Source organism: Flagellimonas olearia (genome assembly GCF_004150225.1).
GTDB classification, from domain to species: Bacteria; Bacteroidota; Bacteroidia; order Flavobacteriales; family Flavobacteriaceae; genus Flagellimonas; species Flagellimonas olearia.
Window position 1 is genome coordinate 307943 of sequence record NZ_ML142907.1, and the last position, 19735, is coordinate 327677.

General features: G+C 44.7%; 18 protein-coding genes. 14 read left to right on the plus strand and 4 right to left on the minus strand.

Annotated features, from left to right (window positions below; all coding sequences use genetic code 11):
* Window positions 1-19 precede the first annotated feature (19 nt).
* The 10 genes from DN53_RS01445 to DN53_RS01490 all read left to right on the plus strand — a co-directional run bounded on the left by DN53_RS01445 (window position 20) and on the right by DN53_RS01490 (window position 12042).
* Window positions 20-1411, plus strand: coding sequence for a trypsin-like peptidase domain-containing protein (locus DN53_RS01445; RefSeq protein WP_129652643.1), 1392 nt, complete (start codon window positions 20-22; stop codon window positions 1409-1411).
* A 132-nt stretch (window positions 1412-1543) separates the two neighbouring features.
* Window positions 1544-2992, plus strand: a complete 1449-nt coding sequence (locus DN53_RS01450) for a glyceraldehyde-3-phosphate dehydrogenase (protein WP_129652644.1) — start codon at window positions 1544-1546, stop codon at window positions 2990-2992.
* Between the two features lie 117 nt (window positions 2993-3109).
* Window positions 3110-3718 (plus strand): tRNA (guanine-N1)-methyltransferase, encoded by a 609-nt coding sequence (locus DN53_RS01455; protein WP_129652645.1) that lies wholly within the window; start codon window positions 3110-3112, stop codon window positions 3716-3718.
* A 15-nt stretch (window positions 3719-3733) separates the two neighbouring features.
* Window positions 3734-4222, plus strand: coding sequence for a GNAT family N-acetyltransferase (locus tag DN53_RS01460; RefSeq protein ID WP_242502043.1), 489 nt, complete (start codon window positions 3734-3736; stop codon window positions 4220-4222).
* 36 nt (window positions 4223-4258) lie between these two features.
* A complete protein-coding gene (gene trmD / locus DN53_RS01465) occupies window positions 4259-4933 on the plus strand; it encodes a tRNA (guanosine(37)-N1)-methyltransferase TrmD (RefSeq protein WP_129652646.1) in 675 nt (224 codons plus the stop codon).
* 6 nt (window positions 4934-4939) lie between these two features.
* Window positions 4940-5275, plus strand: coding sequence for a hypothetical protein (locus DN53_RS01470; RefSeq protein WP_129652647.1), 336 nt, complete (start codon window positions 4940-4942; stop codon window positions 5273-5275).
* A 113-nt stretch (window positions 5276-5388) separates the two neighbouring features.
* The gene (gene rplS, locus DN53_RS01475) at window positions 5389-5739 is read left to right on the plus strand and encodes a 50S ribosomal protein L19 (protein ID WP_116217924.1); all 351 of its coding nucleotides are present in this window, start codon (window positions 5389-5391) and stop codon (window positions 5737-5739) included.
* Between the two features lie 621 nt (window positions 5740-6360).
* On the plus strand, window positions 6361-8583 hold the full coding sequence (locus DN53_RS01480) for an NADP-dependent isocitrate dehydrogenase (RefSeq protein ID WP_129652648.1): 2223 nt from the start codon (window positions 6361-6363) through the stop codon (window positions 8581-8583).
* Window positions 8584-8735: 152 nt separating this feature from the next.
* A complete protein-coding gene (locus DN53_RS01485; protein WP_129652649.1) occupies window positions 8736-11144 on the plus strand; it encodes a TonB-dependent receptor in 2409 nt (802 codons plus the stop codon).
* 4 nt (window positions 11145-11148) lie between these two features.
* A complete protein-coding gene (locus DN53_RS01490; protein ID WP_129652650.1) occupies window positions 11149-12042 on the plus strand; it encodes a DUF4249 family protein in 894 nt (297 codons plus the stop codon).
* Between the two features lie 9 nt (window positions 12043-12051).
* On the opposite strand, the gene DN53_RS01495 is transcribed toward DN53_RS01490, so the two are convergent.
* The gene (locus DN53_RS01495; protein ID WP_129652651.1) at window positions 12052-13371 is read right to left on the minus strand and encodes a GntP family permease; all 1320 of its coding nucleotides are present in this window, start codon (window positions 13369-13371) and stop codon (window positions 12052-12054) included.
* A gap of 56 nt (window positions 13372-13427) precedes the next feature.
* Here DN53_RS01495 and DN53_RS01500 point away from each other — a divergent pair, with 56 nt between their 5' ends.
* Window positions 13428-13664: a DUF6095 family protein gene (locus DN53_RS01500; RefSeq protein ID WP_129652652.1), complete on the plus strand. Its 237-nt coding sequence runs from the start codon at window positions 13428-13430 to the stop codon at window positions 13662-13664.
* On the opposite strand, the gene DN53_RS01505 is transcribed toward DN53_RS01500, so the two are convergent.
* Window positions 13661-14365, minus strand: a complete 705-nt coding sequence (locus DN53_RS01505; protein ID WP_417935911.1) for a DUF4294 domain-containing protein — start codon at window positions 14363-14365, stop codon at window positions 13661-13663. The two genes, DN53_RS01500 and DN53_RS01505, sit on opposite strands and share 4 nt — an antisense overlap.
* 102 nt (window positions 14366-14467) lie before the next feature.
* On the opposite strand from DN53_RS01505, the gene DN53_RS01510 reads away from it, so the two are divergent.
* Together DN53_RS01510 and DN53_RS01515 are read left to right on the plus strand one after the other, a co-directional pair.
* Complete coding sequence (locus DN53_RS01510) at window positions 14468-15556, plus strand: M42 family metallopeptidase (RefSeq protein WP_129652654.1); 1089 nt, start codon at window positions 14468-14470, stop codon at window positions 15554-15556.
* Window positions 15557-15822: 266 nt separating this feature from the next.
* Window positions 15823-16371, plus strand: coding sequence for an NUDIX hydrolase (locus DN53_RS01515; protein ID WP_129652655.1), 549 nt, complete (start codon window positions 15823-15825; stop codon window positions 16369-16371).
* On the opposite strand, the gene hisS is transcribed toward DN53_RS01515, so the two are convergent.
* Window positions 16355-17743, minus strand: a complete 1389-nt coding sequence (gene hisS, locus DN53_RS01520; RefSeq protein ID WP_129652656.1) for a histidine--tRNA ligase — start codon at window positions 17741-17743, stop codon at window positions 16355-16357. The two genes, DN53_RS01515 and hisS, sit on opposite strands and share 17 nt — an antisense overlap.
* Before the next feature lie 399 nt (window positions 17744-18142).
* Between hisS and DN53_RS01525 the strand changes: the two genes are divergently transcribed.
* A complete protein-coding gene (locus DN53_RS01525) occupies window positions 18143-18895 on the plus strand; it encodes a hypothetical protein (protein ID WP_129652657.1) in 753 nt (250 codons plus the stop codon).
* Between the two features lie 346 nt (window positions 18896-19241).
* Here the strand turns inward: DN53_RS01525 and DN53_RS01530 are convergent, their stop codons facing one another.
* Window positions 19242-19712 (minus strand): DUF6495 family protein, encoded by a 471-nt coding sequence (locus DN53_RS01530; RefSeq protein ID WP_129652658.1) that lies wholly within the window; start codon window positions 19710-19712, stop codon window positions 19242-19244.
* Between the last annotated feature and the right edge of the window lie 23 nt (window positions 19713-19735).

Below are 19735 nucleotides of genomic sequence, written 5' to 3' on the forward strand. Positions count from 1 at the left end.
TGTTAAATTAGTATTGATTATGAAGAGAATAGCTAGTTTATTTCTGGTATCCTTATTCGCAGGGGCAATCACCCTGGGAGCTTACAAATTATTTTTTGAAAAAGACCATTACCAATTGGCCGTTTCGCAAGAAGAGATCCCCTTGTTGAGCACAAGTAACCTACCCACCTCTCCGAGGGGTGCGGGCATCAATGAAGTGGACTTTACCCTGGCCGCGGAAAAAACCGTGAACTCCGTGGTGCACGTGAAAAACTTGACCTTGAGCAAGGGCCCAAGCAGTCTATCGGATTTCTTTTATGGTTTTGAACGCCAACAGACCCCGCAAATCGGGTCCGGGTCGGGTGTGATCATCTCTCCCGATGGCTATATTGTCACCAATAACCATGTGATCGACAATGCCAGTCAATTACAAGTGAACCTGAACAACAATAAGACCTATGAGGCCGAAGTGATCGGTTCAGATGCCGATTCCGATATAGCTTTATTAAAAATCAATGCGGAAGAACCACTGCCCTACTTGGCTTTTGGAGATTCGGACAATGCAAAGATTGGGGAATGGGTACTGGCCGTTGGTAACCCTTTTAACCTTACCTCCACGGTAACTGCTGGAATTGTAAGCGCCAAGGCAAGGTCTTTGGGTCGCAACCAATCCTTTATCCAGACCGATGCGGCCGTAAATCCTGGCAACAGTGGTGGTGCCTTGGTCAACACCAACGGAGACCTTATCGGCATCAATACTGCCATTACCTCGCAAACCGGCTCCTATGTGGGTTATGCTTTTGCCGTACCTAGTAATATCGCCAAAAAAGTGGTGGAGGACATTATGGAATTTGGCAACGTACAAAAAGGATTGTTGGGTATTCAAGGAGGCGACCTTACCTCTTCCCTTGCCGAGGAAAAAGGACTTAGTGGCTCGGACGGGGGTTATGTTTCCAAAGTGACCGAAGAGTCAGGCGCTGCCGAGGCAGGGTTACAAGAAGGGGATATTATCAAACAAGTGGACAACATAGCCGTCCATAAGTTTTCGGAATTGTCCGGATATCTATCTTCCAAAAGACCCGGTGATGTTGTCGAAGTGGTTGTAGATCGCGATGGAAAGAATGTTTCCAAAAGGGTCACACTCAAAAAACAGTCCAGCATTATCCTTCCCATGACCGGTTTTACGGTTAAAAACCTATCGAAGGAAGACCAAAAGAAATTCGGAATCTCCAAAGGGGTCAAAATCATTGATGTTCCCGAAGCATACGGAAGGTATGGGCTGGAAAACAAGATCATCACCGAAGTAGATGGCAATGAAGTCAACAATATTGATGACGCCAAGCGCCATTTCGGTGAGATTTCAAGGTATGGCCGTACCAGCTTCACCATGATCAATGAAAAAGGTGAAAAAGAACATATGATCCTGCAATAATCGCTTGGAAAACAAAATAAGAAAGCACCTCGATCGGGGTGCTTTTTTTATATCGAATTCTTTTACGAAAACGTTTGAAATATCTAATTTTGCCAACATCTATCTAACTAAAACAATCATTTCCAAAAGCTTATGAGCGACATCAAATCCTACGAAAAAGAGCTTGCCTTCCAAGCAGACCGAAGAAAGGCCACCACGGAATTCATAAAGATAATCAGTGATCTATGGTACGATAAGGCCATTGAGGTGGTGCTCTTCAAAAATCAAATTATTGATAAGAATGTGAGCGACATCATTAACCTGCATGAGTATGCCGGGGAGTTTGTCCAGAAACCCATTTCCATTTTTGATTCGGTCGAGATTTTGCGTGCCATAAATGACATCAGTCTACCACCGGCCAAATTGGATATTGGCAAGCTTACGTACGAGTACCATTCCGATGACAACACCCATCTCAATGTAAAGGCGTTTGTTCTGGACAAGCTTAAGGACGCCCAATTTTCCAAAGAGATCAAACCCAAGGATGTGGTACTGTATGGATTTGGAAGAATAGGAAGATTGGTAGCACGGGAACTTATGGCCAAAACCGGAAGAGGCAGTCAGTTACGACTCAGGGCCGTTGTGGTCCGTGACCAATTGAACGAGGAAGTCCTGGAAAAAAGGGCCGCTTTGCTGCGCACCGATTCGGTTCATGGGCAATTTATGGGTACAGTGGACGTGGATGTCAAGAACCAGGCCCTTATCATCAATGGCACCACGGTAAAGTTCATCAGTGCGGCAAGGCCGGAAGACATTGACTATACCAAATATGGCATCATTGGCGCCTTGATCATAGACAATACTGGAGCCTTCAGGGATAAGGAAGCATTGTCCCGACATTTGGAATCTAAAGGGGCCAGCCGTGTATTGCTCACTGCCCCCGGAAAAGAGGTACCCAATATTGTACACGGCGTAAACCATAAGGAGTTTGATCCGGACAAGATCAAAATTTACTCCGCCGCATCCTGCACCACCAATGCCATAACACCTATATTAAAGGTCATAGAGGATTCCTTAGGCATCAAAAAAGGGCATTTGGAAACCATTCATGCCTATACCAATGACCAAAACTTGGTGGACAACATGCACAACAAATATCGTCGGGGACGTGCTGCTGCACTGAACATGGTCATTACGGAGACAGGTGCTGGGGCTGCCGTGGCCAAGGCATTGCCTTCCCTAAAGGGAAAATTGACTTCCAATGCCATTCGTGTTCCGGTTCCCAACGGTTCGTTGGTGGTCCTCAATCTGGAAGTAAAGAACAAGACCACCGTGGAAGGCATCAACACCATCCTAAAAAAATATGCTTTGGAAGGGGATTTGGTGGAACAGATAAAATATTCCCTGAGCAATGAGCTGGTATCTTCGGATATTGTAGGAACCTCTGCACCATCCATTTATGATAGCAAGGCCACCTTGGTGTCCGGGGACGGCAAGAGTGTGGTGCTCTATATATGGTACGATAACGAATATGGATATTCGCACCAAGTCATTCGGTTGGCAAAATACATCGCCAAGGTTAGGCGTTATACGTATTATTAGTAGTGTAATGCGAAAGCGTTTCATCCAGGGTCAAAAGGTTTTTCTTTTGATTTCTGGTTTATTGATGTAATTTCGCCCTACCCTTAATCTAAATTTAATACGAGAATACTATTGACTATGAAGCATTTAAGAGTTTTATTGCCCCTCGCCCTACTTGTAACTTTCTTTTCATCCTATGCCCAAGAGGAAGAAACCTCAGAGAATTCGGACATGACCATAAAAGGCCAGTTTGAGGAGATGGAAAGAAAATCCACCAACTATAGATCTGGAAATGGTGTTCCTTACGAAGTAATTCGACTATCCAGTCTCAATGAGGTGAAGAGCAATATTTTTGATACCATCAATACGGCGTACAAGAGCATCAAGGACCTTTCCGCAACCATAACCGGCAACGAGGCACAGATAGAAGATCTCAACACCAAACTGCAGGATACCACCAATAAGCTGAACACGGTCACAGAGGAAAAGGACAGCATATCCTTTTTTGGTGCTTTGATCAGCAAAGGGACCTATAATTTTATCCTATGGTCCATCATCTTTGCCCTTTTGCTGTTTTTGCTCTTCTTTATCTACAGATTCAGAAACAGTAACTTCCTGACGCATCAGGCCAAATCTGCCCTAGCCGATTTGGAAAAGGAATATGAGGATCACAGAAGACGTGCCTTGGAGCGGGAGCAGAAAATAAGTCGTCAGTTGCAAGACGAATTGAACAAGCAGAAAAAATAAAGAAAAGGCTTCCTGATGGAAGCCTTTCAACTATCCGTACAAGAACCTAGAATCTATCCCATGACCGTAAAAAAGGCAACCCTATCCGATTTGGAGCACATTGCCCCCCTTTTTGATGCCTATAGGGTATTCTACGGACAGCCCTCGGACCTTGAAGCTGCCAGTTCTTTTTTAAAAGAACGGTTTACCAATGAAGATAATGCTGTTTTCTTGGCCTATGAGGGTGAAAAAGCCATTGGGTTCACCCAACTCTATAAAACCTTTTCATCCGTTTCCATGCAACCCCTCTATATCCTGAACGATCTTTTTGTGCTGCCCGAACATCGAAAAAACGGAGCAGGAGAAGCTTTGCTGGAGCAAGCAAAAGTGCACTGCCAGGAGATGGGCTTTAAAGGTTTGGCTTTGGAGACCGCTGCGGACAATCCAGCCCAAAAGCTGTACGAACGCTTGGATTGGAAAAAGGATACCGCATTCTTTCACTACTTTTGGAAGAATCCCAAATAACGTATCAACAAAACATGCATTATTTGCTATACATCTATGAGAATTGACATCATCACCGTATTACCCGAACTCCTTGAAAGTCCTTTTGAGGCCTCTATATTGAAAAGGGCCCAAGAAAAAGGTCTTGTAGAGGTGCATTTACACAATTTACGGGAATACACCACCGGCAATTACCGACAGGTGGACGACTATCAGTTTGGCGGAGGTGCCGGAATGGTCTTGATGATCGAACCCATAGATCGGTGCATCACCCAGCTTAAAAGCGAAAGGGAGTACGATGAAATCATCTACATGACCCCGGACGGCCACACCTTGAATCAACGTATGGCCAATGAAATATCCCTGAAGAAAAACCTAATCATCCTTTGCGGGCATTACAAAGGAGTAGATCAACGGGTGAGGGATATGTTCGTGACCCGGGAAATCTCTGTGGGCGATTATGTATTGTCTGGCGGGGAACTCGGCGCTGCCATTTTATGTGATGCCGTAATACGATTACTGCCCGGGGTCCTGAACGATGAGACCTCTGCCCTAACCGATACGTTCCAGGACAATCTACTGGCCCCTCCTGTATATACCAGACCTGCCGAATATAAAGGAAAGAAGGTTCCCGAGATTCTCCTCAGTGGAGATTTACCGAAAATTGAAAAATGGCGCGAGGAACAAGCTTTTGAACGCACAACGCAACGAAGACCCGATCTATTAAAATAAACCGATATGGACAACACCGACTCTATCTACTTTGCCGCAAGTGGGCTATTGCATGGCATTATACAATTGGTTGTGATAGTGGCCTGCATCATTCTAGTGACCAAACAAAAGAGCAGTGGAACCATTTTAATGCTGGTTGGACAAATTTTGGCCCTGATGTTTTTCATGGGTAGATATGTCTGGAACTTCGTTGCCGCCCGTGACGGGGTGGATTCCCTGTTGATGGCCAATAAAATCATGGCGCTTTTAGGTCCACTCCCCTATGCTATTTTTGGCATTGGATTGGTTTTGTTCGCTACAAATCAGGTGAAAAAGCAGCATCCAGAACAAGAAAGCGCTTAAAGTTCACAAAACAGCTTGCCAATTCTAAATATTGCATTACTTTTGCAATCTCAAAATCAACCTCTGACGAAGTACGTGAAAGTTGGTCTTGTCAAACACTTAAAAAAAACATCATGGAATCCTTAGTAAAATTTGTTGAAGACGAATTTGTTCCAAAAAAAGATTTTCCAAAGTTCTCTTCCGGAGATACCATCACGGTATACTATGAAATCAAGGAAGGTGAAAAAACACGTACCCAGTTCTTTAAAGGAGTTGTGATCCAGAGAAGGGGAAGCGGTGCCACTGAAACCTTTACCATCAGAAAAATGTCCGGTACGGTAGGTGTGGAAAGAATTTTCCCCATCAACATGCCAGCCCTTCAACGTGTTGAAGTGAACAAAAGAGGTAAAGTACGTAGGTCAAGAATCTTCTATTTTAGAGGTCTTACCGGTAAAAAAGCCCGTATCAAAGAGATTAGGGGATAACAAAACCCCAATACCAAATAAAAAGCACCTTGAAAAGGTGCTTTTTTTATGAACAATTGTTAATAACCTTGGTTCATACATTGTTGATTTTTAATCGGTTACAAAATTTGGATATCTAAGACTTAATCCTATCTTAGCAGAAGAAATAATGAAAATGATACCATCAGATTCTTATTTCGATTTTAAAGTTGACGTTCTTTAAATGCTGATGTTTCCCTTTAAATTGGTAACACTACTGATCACAAAAGGAATTTCAAATCAAGGTAAGGCTCAGGCTGCTTGGGGAGAAATAATAAATTTTATGTGCGGGTGGAAGAGCAATTTTCCATCTTGATAAGATTTAGGAAACAACCGGTACCACTTTGCAAGACGTTGTTTAGTTGAAAAATTAGGGACAGAAAGCAAGGTAAACGTTAAAAGGGCAACAGATGCGGTCTTCGGATTTGCAGTTTTGTAGCAACACAAAACAAGTCTTTTAGTCCTTTTCAGAAAGCCATATCAATGTGCATACATCGATATGGCTTTTGTTTTTTCACATTCCCTCTCATTTTTGTGCCCATTTCCTTTATTCCGCACCATTCATAAGTCGTATATTTGCACCGCTCAAACAAATACATTTAAATGGCCAAAATTTATTATACCAAAACCGATGAGGCACCAGCCTTAGCAACTTTATCTTTCTTACCCATTGTAAAAGCCTATACCGATACTGCCAATATTTCCATTGAAACCAAGGATATTTCCTTGGCGGGCAGGATCATTGCTGCTTTTCCAGAGTTTCTGGACAAGGAACAACAAATCTCTGATGATCTTGCCATTTTGGGAGATTTGGCCAAAACTCCAGAGGCCAACATCATTAAACTACCCAACATCAGTGCTTCAATTCCCCAGCTTAAGGAGGCCATCGAGGAATTACAAAGCAAAGGCTACAAGCTTCCGAGTTATCCGGATGAAGCAAAAACTGATGCAGAAAAAGACATCAAATCCCGTTACGACAAAATCAAGGGAAGTGCTGTAAACCCCGTATTGCGTGAAGGAAACTCTGACCGAAGAGCTCCAAAGGCCGTAAAAAATTACGCCAAGAAAAACCCACATTCCATGGGAGAATGGTCACCCAACTCCCACACCCATGTGGCCTCTATGGCGCATGGCGACTTTAAGGCCAATGAAAAGTCGTTGACCATGGATCATGCGGGCGATGTGCGCATCGAGTTGCAGGATAACACCGGGAACACCAGTGTGTTAAAAGATAAGATTACCTTGCAGAAAAGCGAGGTCATTGATGCCACTGTAATGAGCAAAAAGGCATTGGTTGAATTCCTTACCAAGGAAATTGCCGATGCACGAAAAAACAATATCCTACTTTCACTGCACTTCAAGGCAACCATGATGAAGGTCTCCGACCCTATCATCTTTGGTCATGCCCTTGAGGTATATTTTGCCGATTTGTTTGAAAAGTACGGCGATACCTTCAAGAAATTGGGCATCAACCCTAACAATGGTCTGGAAACCCTTTTGGATAAATTGTCCGAACTTCCTGATGACCAACATAAAGAAATTGAGCAAGCCATTGCGGCAAGCATTGAAAACGGCCCTGATTTGGCCATGGTAAATTCCGATAAGGGAATCACCAACCTTCATGTGCCCAGTGATGTGATTATCGATGCATCCATGCCCGCCATGATCAGAAACTCTGGTAAAATGTGGGACAAAGACGGAAAGCTTCAAGATACCAAGGCCGTTATTCCTGATAGCAGCTATTCCGGGGTGTACCAAGCTACTATCGATTTTTGTAAAGAGCACGGTGCTTTTGACCCCACTACCATGGGAACTGTACCCAATGTGGGACTTATGGCCCAAAAAGCTGAGGAATATGGCTCACACGACAAAACGTTTGAGATTCCTGCTGACGGCACCGTAAAAGTGGTTGATGCAGCAACCGGAAAAACCCTGATCGAACATAAGGTGGAAGCCGGCGATATCTGGAGAATGTGCCAGGTTAAGGATGCACCCGTACAGGATTGGGTGAAATTGGCCGTGACCCGAGCCAGAGCAACGGACACTCCCGCAGTGTTCTGGCTGGATAAGGACAGGGCACATGATGCCGAACTTATCAAAAAAGTAAATCTATATCTTAAAGACCATAATACCGAAGGTTTGGATATCCGAATCCTATCGCCACTTGAAGCCACCAAATTTACTTTGGAGCGCATCAAGGAAGGAAAAGATACCATTTCCGTGACCGGAAACGTGCTACGGGATTACCTTACCGACCTCTTCCCTATTTTAGAGGTAGGTACCAGCGCCAAAATGCTTTCCATTGTTCCTTTGATGAACGGTGGTGGACTATTCGAGACCGGTGCCGGAGGTTCCGCCCCAAAACACGTTGAACAATTTTTGGAGGAAGGCCACTTGCGATGGGATTCTTTGGGTGAGTTTTTAGCCCTTGGTGTTTCTTTGGAGCACTACGGTGAAAAAAACAACAATGAAAAAGCCAAGGTGTTGGCCGATGCATTGGACAAAGCCACTGAAAAGTTCCTTGACAATGACAAATCCCCTTCGCGAAAGGTAAACGAATTGGATACCCGTGGAAGCCACTTCTATTTGGCATTGTACTGGGCCGAACAGTTGGCCAACCAGAATGAAGATGCCGAACTGAAATCGGTTTTCGGTAAAGTATATGAAGCCATGTCTTCCAACGAAGCCAAGATTGCACAGGAATTGATTGATGCGCAAGGTGCGCCAGTGAACATTGGTGGATACTATTTGCCCGATGCTGTACTGGCCTCAAAGGCCATGCGTCCCAGCGATACCTTGAACGCAATCATGGAGGCCATCGCCTAACAACGTATTTGAATTCATCTTTAAAGGGTGCACTGCTGATTTAAATCTGGCACTGCACCCTTTTTAATTAACATCTGTTTTTCAGAAAGTTACTTACCATTTTTAGCTTTTATATTTTCTATAAATGTGTATTTTGTAGGAAAATCCATAGAATGTCCAAACGATACCTGATTTTGGTTTTTGCTTTGTTTGCGAAAATTGGTTTCATACAGGCACAACAAAAATTCACATTGAGCGGTACCGTTTCGGAAGCCAATAGCAATGAAACGCTGATAGGGGTCACCATTGCTGTTCCTGCCCTTAAAACAGGGGTCACCACCAACGAATACGGGTTTTACTCCCTCACCCTTCCCCAAGGGGAATATGAAATTGTTTTGAGTTATCTCGGCTTTCAGGACATACGGCAGACCATACGTCTTGACAAGAACATAAAAAAGGATTTCAGCCTTCTGGAAGCTGCGGAAGAGTTGGAAGAAGTTGTGGTCACCGACGATGCAGAACGACTGGATATTCGAAAACCCCAAATGAGTGTGACCACCTTGGCCGCCAAAACCATCAAAAAAATTCCGGTGGTCTTGGGAGAAGCCGATGTGGTGAAATCGCTTCTACTACTGCCTGGGGTCACCAATGCCGGTGAAGCTTCTTCAGGATTTAACGTCAGGGGTGGTGCCGCTGACCAAAACCTCATCCTATTGGATGAGGCCACCGTGTTCAATTCTTCCCATTTGTTTGGTTTCTTCTCGGTCTTTAATCCAGATGCCATAAAAGATGTAAAACTCTTCAAAGGAGGCATTCCCGCCCGATATGGCGGAAGGGTTTCATCCGTACTGGAGATTTTCCAAAAAGAAGGGAACAGCAAGGACTTTAAGGTCAACGGTGGTATTGGTGCCGTAGCCAGCAGATTGTTGCTTGAAGGACCCATCATTAAAGACCGAACCGCTTTTTTAGTGGGTGGAAGGGCTTCCTATGCCCATCTCTTCCTTCCCTTGTTCGATGTGGACAATAAAGCCTATTTCTACGATTTGAACACAAAAATCAACCATAAGATCAACGATAGAAACAGCATCTTTCTGTCCGGTTATTTTGGAAGGGACCTTTTTAGCCTGAGCGAAAACTTTGTGAACACCTATGGCAATGCCGTGGGAAATTTTAGATGGAACCATTTGTTTTCAGACAAGCTGTTTTCCAACCTATCCCTTATCTATTCCGATTATTTTTATGGCTTGGAGCTTGATTTTGTGGGATTTGAATGGGATTCGGGTATCCAAAACTTTAACCTGAAATACGACCTGAAACATTATGTGAACGACAAGCTCCAGCTCAATTATGGGATGCACAACACCTATTATGTGTTCAATCCCGGAAGGATACGCCCCAATAGCCCAGATTCTGGTATTGTTGAGGAGCAACTGACAAAAAAGTATGCCAATGAGAATGCCATTTATTTGGATGCCGAGCATAAGATATCGGACAAACTTAGTATGAGCTACGGGTTAAGGGTCAGTCAATTCAACAGATTGGGGCAAGATGAATTCTATGTGTACGAAAATGACAACCCCGTATTGTTCGACCCCTTTACCTTGATCTATCGGGAAGCGGAGCCCATAGATACCATCAACCCTGGAAGAGGTGGAACCCTCAAAAAGTTTTTGAATCTGGAACCCCGTGTGTCGGCGTCCTACAATTTCAATGGAAAAAGTTCCGTAAAGGCCAGTTATACACGATTGGCACAGTATTTACATTTATTGTCCAACACCAGTTCCCCTACCCCTTTGGATGTTTGGACCCCTAGTGGCCCGTTCGTGGAACCCCAATTGCTGGATCAATATGCCATAGGGTATTTTAGGGACATCAAAGAGGGTGTGTTTTCCTTTGAAACAGAGGCATTCTACAAAGAAATCCAAAATAGAATCGATTATATTGATGGCGCCAACCTCATTGCCAACAATGCCATAGAGCAGATTATCCTAAACGGTGAGGCCCGTGCCTACGGCCTTGAATTCCTTATTCGCAAGAATGAAGGGCGGTTTAGCGGCTGGTTGGCCTATACTTGGTCTAAATCGGAACAAAGGACACCTCCTAGGGACCTTACGGCTTTTGGAATAGACACAGGCCGCTCCGACCTTGAAACTGGCATTAATCTGGGACAGTGGTACAGCACTCCCTATGACAAAAGACATGACCTTGCACTCTATGGCAGTTACGAGTTGAGCAAAGCTTGGAGCTTTAATGCCAACTTTGTATTTCAGACCGGGCAACCCACCAATTATCCCGTGGGGCAATTTGAATTTGAAGGATTGGCGGTGCCCTATTATGGCCCGCGCAACAAAGAACGGCTGCCGAACTATCACAGAATGGACATTTCAGCCATCCTGACCCCAAAACGCAATGGCCGGAAAAAAGTACAGTCCGAATGGGTGTTCAGCATCTACAACGTGTACAACCGGAAAAATGCGGCTTCTATCAACTTTAGGGAGAATGAGGATACCGGAAGAAATGAGGCCGTTCGAACCGCAATCTTTGGGATCATCCCGTCCATAACCTATAACTTTAAATTCTAGTGTTATGAAAAAAGAAATCTTCTACATATTGTTTCTAATAGCACTGGTTTCCTGTGAGGATGTGGTTGATGTGGACTTACCAGAAACCGAACCCAGACTCATTGTAAACGGTCTGTTGCGGGTGGATAAAAGTCAGGAATTTGTTGATGTGCGCATTGAAATGCGGGAAACCACCAACTTTTTTGAGGACAACACCATAACCCAAGTGGAAAGTGCGGTCATTGGCTACGGGGTACCCAACCAATTTGGGGAACTCACCCAATTGGCCTTTTCCTCCCTGACTGAAGAAGTACCCGGTACAGGGGTTTATGTACCAGACCCCAACTTCTCATCTGACCAACGCATACGAACCGCGGCCGTGGAGCCTGGAGTGGTCTTTATCCTTCAAATACAGCATAAGGATAAAAGTTATTATGCCAGAACGGAGTATGCCCCTACGGTTCCGTTGGATAATTTGGAGCAAGGGGACAATACGCTTTTTGATGAGGATGAAACCGAGGTCATTGTGACCTTTACGGACGACCCAGACACCTCGAATTATTACATCTTTGATTTTGGATACGGTAACTTTCAAGCGTTGGAAGATCAATTCTTTCAAGGGCAGCAGTTCCAATTTTCCTATTTCTACGATAGCAATCTGAATCCGGGTCAAACCGTTACCATAAGTATCATGGGGGCCCATCAGGAGTTTTACAACTACATGGACCTCTTGGTGGAACAGACACAGGCCGATGGTGGGGTGTTCCAAACCCCTGTGGCCACAGTCCGGGGCAACGTATTTGACGTCACAGGATTGGACAATATCGATATTTTTGACAATGTGGAGCGCCCAGATGAATATGCCTTGGGCTACTTTGCCGTGGTCCAGGAATTTTCACGATCTCTTGTTATAGAATGATCCCATTTCTTATTGCACAAAGTACAACAACAGCACCATCAAGATCCCCACGATACCTTGAAACAGGGTTCCCAAGGTATGTCCCCGCAAAGCGGTTTTAACGGTGATGTTTGAAAACTGGGAAACCACCCAAAAATAGCTGTCATTGATATGGGAAACGGTCATGGCCCCTGCCCCAACAGCCAGTACGGCCAATGATTTATCCATGGCGGAAACCAATCCAAAACTTTCCAGCAAGGGTGCAATGATCGCCGAAGTGGTAATGATGGCCACTGTGGAAGACCCTTGGGCCGTTTTCAACACTGCAGCGATTACAAAAGCAATCAACAGACCTCCCATTCCTGAACTGGATTCCAAATTGATTAGGGAAGCAATGTCCATGGTGCGCAAAATGGCTCCAAAAGCTCCTCCAGCTCCAGTTATCAAAACAATGGCCCCAGCCTGTTTAAAGGCTTCCGCAACCCAGCCTTCCTTATCCTTGGCGGGTACCTTGCGCCCTAGGGAGAGGGCTAAAAATACTCCTACCAACAAAGCCATGATGGGATTTCCCAAAAAGTCGAGGAGATGAAAAACGATCTCTTCCCCCAAGGGGTGGGTGGGATAATTGACAATGGATTTCATAGCGATCAGTACTATGGGCACCAAAAGCGGCATAAATGCCTGAATGGGTTTTATGGAGGTCTGGAATTCTTCTTTTTCCAAAACATCATCCACCGTTTCATCCCCTTTCAAGGATTTCCCAATGAGTCTGGCCCAAAAATAACCGGCCAGTGACACGGGAATGGACACGGCAAGCCCCATGAGCAGTACCAGGCCCAAATCGGCCTCCAATAAAGCTGCTGCTGCCAAAGGTCCCGGTGTTGGCGGTACAAAAACGTGGGCCGCATACAACCCCGTGGCCAAGGATATGGCAAATACCATTACCGGAATCCCTGTCTTCTTGCTAATGGCCTTGTTGAGTGAGGAAAGGATGATAAATCCCGAATCGCAAAACACCGGTATGGAAATCACATACCCAGCCAGATTGATGGCCAAAGGGGAGCGTTTAAGGCCGATTATTTTTAAAATACTATTGGCAAGAACCTGGGTACTTCCGGTTTTTTCCAAATAAATCCCAATGACGGTCCCAAACGCTATCACCAGCCCGATACCCGAAAGGGTCTTTCCAAACCCCTCCGAAATGGTATTCATGATATCCGTGGGTGAAAGCCCCAAAAGAAAACCTGAGGCCACCGCCGCTATGGTCAGGGAAAAAATGGGATGCATCTTGAATTTCACCGTCGCCACAATGATAAAGAGCACCACCAAGGCCAAAACCAATAGTTCCATGTTCAATTTTTATGCGATATCCCTTAAATATAAGCTAATATTCCTACTTTGGTCCTATGAGACACACCGATAAGGAGCTTTTGGTAAAGGGAATCAAATCGTTTGGCTATACCGTTGCCACCATGTTTTTAGGTCCCTTTCTATTGTATCAGGCATTTAAAAATGAAAATCACCCCTTTTATATTCCCGTTTTGATATTGGGAATCCTTGTTGCGGGACTGGCCATTTATCTAGGGTTCAGATCTGTGAATATTGTAATGGATGCCCTATTTGGAAAGAAATCCAAGGATTAATTTTTGGAGCTCGCAGGGGCGTTTTTCCATTTGTTGCTCAACTGGGCATAATCATAATCCAAAACCGATTTCTGCCGGTCCAGTCGATTTGAGGCAAATGCCCGTTGCAAAATATCCTCAATGAGATAGTCTTCGTGCACCTGTTCCGGTCGGAATTCCTCTTTCAAGCTAATGCTGAACATGCTCGCCGTTGTATTGTACCAAAAGGCCCGCCATCCACTTCGCAATTCCTTGACCAGATCAAAGGCAGTGGTACCGGTCTGCCGATAAATCAATTTCACCAAGATCTGACCTTCGGTCCGGGTCAATTTTTTCAACTCGGCCGAAAACTCCTCTTCAATGAACTTTTGCACCTTCTTGGTATATCTTTTTTGATGTCGTCGCTTTTTAATGTGTTGTAGACTGTCGTTCAGTTCCACCAATCTTTCGGCGGCCAACTTGGCGTAGGGATACACCTTTAACGTCTTTCGTCTTAGGATATAGTAACGCAATTTTTCATTACGGTCGGCAAATTCCAATTTCCCGAAAATATACACTTCATCCAATGCAATGGAGCTGTACAGAATGGAATCCCCCTCAAACCGCACATAGTAATCCTCAATAGAATCCTTGGGATTCACCAAGGAGTCCGTTCCCATTTCCTGCGAAAAACCAAGGCCATGCAGGGTTAAAAAGACAATCAAAAAACTAGTGTGCCACATGCGGTCCATTGTTCAAAAGTCTTGCCAAAATTAAGGATAAAGGTAAGATTTGGCTATTAAATAAAAGTGAATATTAGTATGTTTGTGTACTAAATTGAACACATGGCAGCAGCAAAGATCATCAACGCTAAATCCCTTAAATTCCTTGAAAAATATCTAAACAATGCCTCTCCCACCGGCTACGAATGGGAAGGACAGAAGATTTGGATGGAGTACCTGAAACCTTATGTGGATGAGTTCATCACGGACACCTATGGGACCGCCGTAGCGGTCATCAACCCGAAGGCCAAGTACAAAGTGGTGATTGAGGGACATTCCGATGAGATTTCATGGTATGTAAACTATATTACGGACAATGGCCTGTTGTATGTAATCCGAAATGGAGGGAGCGATCACCAGATTGCACCGTCCAAGTGGGTGAACATCCATACCAAGAAGGGCATTGTAAAAGGTGTTTTTGGATGGCCCGCCATCCATACCCGCGACAGGGCCAAGGAAGAGTCACCAAAGGTGGAGAACATCTTTATCGATATCGGGGCCAAAGACAAGGCCGAAGTGGAGAAAATGGGGGTTCATGTGGGTTGTGTTATTACCTATCCCGATGAATTCCACATCCTGAACAAGGACAAATTTGTATGCCGCGCCTTGGATAACCGTATGGGTGGGTTTATGATTGCCGAAGTGGCCCGGTTGCTCTATGAAAACAAAAAGAAGCTTCCTTTTGGATTGTATGTCACCAATTCAGTTCAGGAAGAGATTGGATTACGCGGTGCCGAAATGATCACCCAGACCATTAAGCCCAATGTGGCCATTGTCACCGATGTTTGCCATGATACCACTACCCCTATGATCGATAAGAAGAAGGAAGGCGAAACCTCCATAGGTTCCGGACCAGTAGTTTCCTATGCCCCTGCGGTACAGAACAAGTTGCGGGAACGCATTCTGGAAACGGCCGAAGCCAAAAAAATACCCTTCCAACGGTTGGCGGCATCCCGTTTCACGGGAACGGACACTGATGCCTTTGCCTATAGTAACGGTGGCGTGGCCTCCGCGCTGATTTCATTACCCTTGCGCTACATGCACACCACTGTGGAGACCGTGCACAAGGATGATGTGGAAAATGTAATCCGTTTGATTTACGAAACTTTGTTGACCATTAAGGAAGGAGAGACGTTTAGCTATTTTGATTAAACACAGTCATTTCTCACCTTTAGATTTCTCAATCGATACAAAGTATCTCATTTCATAATGACCCTTTTAAAATAAAATTGAAAGCACATCAACCTTTTTGGTTTTTGTGCTTTTTTGATGCAATTCGTCACCTCAAACTTGTTTCAGGGTCCCGACATAAATAGATTCCTACTTTCACAGGAATTACATACTCGATTAAATTCATTTCTAAATTATGTACCATCTCGACTGCACTCGATGTGACATTTTCTTATCTTTAAGGAACTATGGATGAGCGGGTCGACATTTTGGATGAGCAAGGGAATCCAACAGGAGCATCCTGTTTAAAATCCGAAGCGCACCGAAAAGGCCTGTTGCATCCTACCATCCATGTATGGCTTTATACCAAAGATGGACGGGTATTACTTCAACAACGGGGCAAGTACAAGGATACCCATCCCCTACTTTGGGATGTTTCCGTGGCCGGACATGTATCGTCTGGAGAGGATATTGAATGGGCCGCGGTACGGGAAGTGCAAGAGGAAGTAGGGTTGACCATTTCAAAAAAGGACTTGGAATCCATCGGCACCTACAAGGCCATCCATAAAATTTCGGAGGATTTTGTCGATGCTGAACTGCACCATATTTTTCTATGCAAATTGAGCGTTCCCATCAATGAATTGACCAAACAAGACAGTGAAGTGGATGACCTGGAATTGATTCCTCTCTTTAAGTTTGCCGAAGAAACATGGGGATTGGCCAATATGGCAAAGTACGTCCCACACGGCCCTACCTACTACAAAAAAATCGTTCAGGAAATTAAAAAGAGGCTTTGACCAGCTCTGCAAATTGACCCAAAGCATCCAGCTTGTAGGCATTCTGTTCCCCGGTCACCATATTTTTTACCACAAAGTTGCCATCAAGTAGTTCCTGTTCTCCCAATAGAATCACATACGGAACCCCTCTTTTGTCGGCATATTTGAATTGCTTCTGCATTTTGGCATCCGTTGGGTACAAATCGGCCCGAAGACCTTCTTTTCTTAGCCCTGAGACCAATTTTAAGGCCGCCAGACCTTCGTTCTTTCCAAAATTGAGGCAAAGTACATCCAAGGAAGTATCCAAGCTGTCCGGGAAGAGGTTCAATTCCTCCAAAACCAAATAAATTCGGTCCAACCCGAAGGAAATGCCCACTCCACTCACATCTTTCAATCCAAAAATACCCGTGAGGTCATCGTAACGGCCACCACCACCAATGGAGCCCATTTGGACCCCTTCCGGTGCAGCCACTTCAAAAATGGCCCCTGTGTAATAGTTGAGTCCACGAGCCAAGGTCACATCCAACTGCAATTGGGCCGATTGCAATCCAATATGTTCAGCGGTGGAAATGATTTCGTCCAACTCGCCCACACCAACCATGCCTACTTCAGAATCGGCCAAGAGGCCGCGTAGTTGCTCCAACTGTTGCGAAGCCGTACCCGCCATGGAAAACAAGGGCTGCGCCTTTTCAATGGCACTCTCGGAAATGCCCTTTTCCAGCATCTCTTCCTTGACCTTCCCTTCCCCTATTTTGTCCAACTTATCCAATGCCACGGTGAAATCCACCAACAGGTGTTTGGCCCCGATCACTTCGGCAATGCCGGAAAGAATTTTTCTATTATTGATTTTGATGGTAGCCCCCTTTAATCCCAAATTGGTAAAAACCGCATCGTAGAGTTTCACAAACTCCACTTCCTGCAAGAGGGAGTTGGCCCCTACCACATCGGCATCGCACTGGTAAAACTCACGAAAACGCCCTTTTTGAGGTCGGTCGGCACGCCAAACAGGCTGAATCTGATATCTTTTGAATGGAAAATCAATCTCATTTTGGTGCATCACCACATACCGGGCAAAAGGCACAGTCAAATCATATCGAAGCGCCTTTTCCGAAATTTTGGGCGTGAGTGACGCCGAGTTTTTGGAACTATAGGTCACATCATCCACCTTTGATATAAAATCCCCGGAGTTCAATATTTTGAAAATCAAGCGGTCCCCCTCATCCCCATACTTACCCATCAAAGTGTCCGAATTTTCAAAGGACGGGGTCTCTATCGGCTGGAAACCATAGGTTTCAAAATGCTTTTTTATGGTTTGGATGATATAGCTGCGCTTGGCCACTTCAGCCGGCGAAAAGTCTCGGGTTCCCTTGGGTATGGATGGTTTTTGTGCCATGTAGTCTAAAATTCTCGTGCAAATATACGGTTTTGGGTGATGGTAGAATGGTAGATAGTTGAAGGGTAAATGGATTCTTGGGACATTTTACTTTTAAGAAGTTCTCGACTGCGCTCGAACTGACAATTTCAGTACCCTTCGTGTTATTTTGAACCCTGTCCTGAGTGAAGTCGAAGGAGCTGTTAGAAATCTATAGGTTTGGGATTTCTCATCGCTCATGCTTCGCTCTGCCGAAATGACGAGGAACGGTAGCCTTCCCCCAATATCCATTGTTTGAATCCTAGTTCTGACCCAAGCTGCCAATAATTTCCTTCATCCATCAACTCAAATGGGGCATTCGTCAATTTAGGAAGGACATCATCATGGCTTGCGACTATATTTCAATATAAATCATTCGTTATGAGGACACCACTGCTTATCCTGCTTGCTTTAAGCCTAATCCTTATGTCATGCTCCGGTGAAGATGGGGGCATTGGTCCGCAAGGGGAGTCCGGGGAAAATGGCTATCACTGTTGGGACACCAACACCAATCGGTCCAATGACCCAGAGGAAGACACGAATGACGATGGTGAATGGAACAACTTGGACTGTATTGGAATGGATGGGCTCAATGGCGAAAATGGGATCAATTGTTGGGACTTGGATGCCGATTTTATGAACGACCCCGAGGAAGACACCAATGAAGATGGCAAATGGGATGTAACCGACTGCCAAGGAGCGGACGGCAACGCCGATGTGCAGAAAATTATTTTGGACCTTAATGACGCCGATATATTTTTTTCCACACTTGAATTGGCTGTTCCCCAACTTACATCAGAAATTCTGCAGGAGTATGTTTTGCTGTTCCATTTTGAATATGTTAGCATAGGGGGTAGCTCATATTTTTCAATTCCCGGAGGGCTGGCTCAATGGGATAGAAGCTACAATGTCGCGTTTGCCCCTGGGTTTGTGTATATCATAGTTTCAAACTTCGATGGCTCAGATACCGACCCTGGATGGTTGGGTGAATGGGACTTTTTACACATTACCCTTATCAAAATTTCCGCCTTGGAGGACAAGGGCCAAACAGCGAAAATCCAAAAAGCGCTTATGGAGGCGGACATTGTTATTGAAGACCATAAAGCCCTTTCTTCGTATTGTGGCAAGGAATAAACCCTAGTTTAGTTTGCATTTAGTGCATTTAGGTTCTCGACTGCGCTCGAACTGATAATTTTAGCGAAGTCGAAGGAGCTGTGGGAAATCTGTTTGATTTTGGGATTTCTCGTCCCTCATGCTTCGCTCTGTCAAAATGACAAGACCGATAGCTGATGTGCTGAACGGAGAGAAGTATCCCCAAAAACAATGGTTGAGATTCCTCAGTCGCGCTGCTTCTTCGGAATGACACAGAAATGCAATGAGCCCTCTTCTCCCCTGATTTGTTCTCGACTGCGCTCGAACTGACAATTACTCCACATTTCCTCAGATATCAGATATCTGAAACCAGAAGTCCAGTATCATATCATTCCATAATCTGCTCAAACCACTGATAGAGCTCCCCTTTGGTAATGACAGCACCTTGTTTGATGAGTTCAAACTTGTCCACATTTTTATCCTCCCCATACGCTTTGGAAGCAGTAAGGTATTCCACAAAATCGGATTGGAAATTCCGTTTGAACCAATCAAAGCCCACTTTGGTGCGCAGGTCAATTTCTGGGTTCATGACCTTTACGGACAACAATTTCATTTCCTTTTCGGTCAGGTGGAACAGGTGCATGTGCATTTCGGACACATTTTCCAAATACTCCACCTTATTGAGCACCCCTTCCCATATCAAATCGCTAAAGACATCGATTTCCTCTTCGGCCACTTCGGGTTTTTCCGCTTTTAGGGTATTCCATTCCTCTGCGGTTATGGATTGGGTGGCCAAAAAATTGATGAACTCCGGATGCAATTCTTCCAACTGCTCTTTTGTAAGTCTTTTATACTTCATCCTGCAAAAATAAAAGGCTTTAT